This is a genomic window from Streptomyces sp. NPDC006393, from assembly GCF_040628575.1.
In the GTDB taxonomy this organism is placed as follows: domain Bacteria; phylum Actinomycetota; class Actinomycetes; order Streptomycetales; family Streptomycetaceae; genus Streptomyces.
In genome coordinates this window covers 1-1,746 of sequence record NZ_JBEXZD010000222.1, presented here as the reverse complement: position 1 = coordinate 1,746, position 1,746 = coordinate 1, and the positions used below count along the sequence as shown (strand labels likewise).

1 protein-coding gene and 2 pseudogenes are annotated in these 1,746 nt (G+C 71.8%); all 3 read right to left on the bottom strand.

Features of this window, described 5'->3' with window-relative positions; translation table 11 throughout:
* Nucleotides 1-563 (bottom strand): annotated as a pseudogene (locus tag ABZ484_RS38685) (F0F1 ATP synthase subunit alpha); the annotation flags it as partial.
* A gap of 141 nt (nucleotides 564-704) precedes the next feature.
* Nucleotides 705-1,520 (bottom strand): F0F1 ATP synthase subunit delta, encoded by an 816-nt coding sequence (locus tag ABZ484_RS38680; RefSeq protein WP_358870631.1) that lies wholly within the window; start codon nucleotides 1,518-1,520, stop codon nucleotides 705-707.
* Nucleotides 1,517-1,746, bottom strand: a pseudogene (locus ABZ484_RS38675) (F0F1 ATP synthase subunit B); the annotation flags it as partial. The pseudogene ABZ484_RS38675 and the gene ABZ484_RS38680, both read right to left, overlap by 4 nt.

Sequence of the window (1,746 nt, the reverse complement as noted above, 5' to 3'; positions counted from 1 at the left end):
ATGATCGTGTCGACGGCCAGGGCGGTCTTGCCGGTCTGGCGGTCGCCGATGATCAGCTGACGCTGACCGCGGCCGATCGGGGTCATCGCGTCGACGGCCTTGTAGCCGGTCTCCATCGGCTCGTGCACCGACTTGCGCTGCATGACCGTGGGGGCCTGCAGCTCGAGGGCGCGGCGGCCGGACGTCTCGATCTCGCCGAGGCCGTCGATCGGGTTGCCGAGCGGGTCCACCACGCGGCCGAGGTAGCCCTCGCCGACGGCGACGGACAGGACCTCGCCGGTGCGGGTGACCGGCTGGCCCTCCTCGATGCCGCTGAACTCACCGAGGACGATGGCACCGATCTCGCGCTCCTCGAGGTTGAGGGCGAGGCCGAGGGTGCCGTCCTCGAACTTCAGCAGCTCGTTGGCCATGGCCGAGGGCAGGCCCTCGACCTTCGCGATGCCGTCGCCGGCAAGGGTGACCGTACCGACCTCCTCGCGCGAGGCCGCGTCCGGCTTGTACGACTGGACGAAGTTCTCCAGCGCGTCCCGGATCTCCTCCGGCCGGATCGTGAGCTCCGCCATCTGGGTTCCCTGCTCTCCTTGTTGGGCCCGAAGTTTCACTTGGGGGGTATTCCACGAGTTCGGGACTCCCCCCAATAAGAGGTGAATCCTCTGCACGGCCCAACCAGGGCCGTCGTGTACGTCTTGCGTGTTGAGTTGCTGCTAGCTCGCCATGCGCCGGGCGGCGTCGTCGAGCCGGTCCGCGAGGGCGCCGTTGATCGTCTCGTCGCCGACCTGCACCCGGATCCCGCCGATCAGCTCGGGGTCCACGTCGATGTTGAGGTGCATCTGGCGGCCGTAGAGCTTGGCGAGGGCGGCGCCGAGGCGCTGCTTCTGCCGGTCGCTCAGCGGGACCGCCGTGGTGACGACGGCGACCATGCGGTTGCGACGGTCGGCGGCGAGCTTGGACAGGGACTCCAGTCCCGCTTCCAGGCTACGTCCCCGCGGCGCGGTCACAAGGCGCGTCACCAGACGCTCGGTGGTCGGCTTCGCCCGGCCGCCGAGCAGCCGGCGCAGCAGCTCGACCTTGGCCGAGGTGCGCGCGGCCCGGTCGGTCAGCGCCGAGCGCAGCTCGGTGCTGGAGGAGACGATCCGGCCGAAGCGGAACAGCTCGTCCTCGACGTCGTCGAGCGTGCCGGACCGCTGGGCGGCGGTGAGGTCGGCGAGGTTCGCCAGCTCCTCCAGCGCGTCCACCAGGTCACGCGACTGCGACCAGCGCGAGCGCACGATGCCGGCCACCAGGTCCGCGGTCTCGCCGCCGACCTGGCCGCCGAGCAGCCGCTGGACGAGCGCGGCCTTGGCGTCGCCGGGCTGCGCCGGGTCGGTGAGGACCCGGCGCAGGCCTGCCTCGCGGTCGAGCAGCGCGGTGACGGCCGCCAGCTCGTCGGCGAGCTTCGCGGCGTCGACGGAGGTGGAGTCCGTCAGCGCGTCGAGACGCTCACGTGCGGCGGTCAGAGCCTCGCGGCTCGCTCCGGTCATCGCGCGGCCTCGGCCTTCTCCTCGAGCTCGTCGAGGAAGCGGTCGATCACGCGGCTCTGCCGGGCGTGGTCCTCGAGGGACTCGCCGACGAGCTTGCCGGCCAGCTCGGTGGCGAGCTTGCCGACGTCCTGCCGGAGCACGGACGCGGCGGCCTTGCGGTCGGCGTCGATCTGGGCGTGGCCGGCGGCGACGATCTCCTCGCGCTGACGCTGGCCCTCGGCCCGCA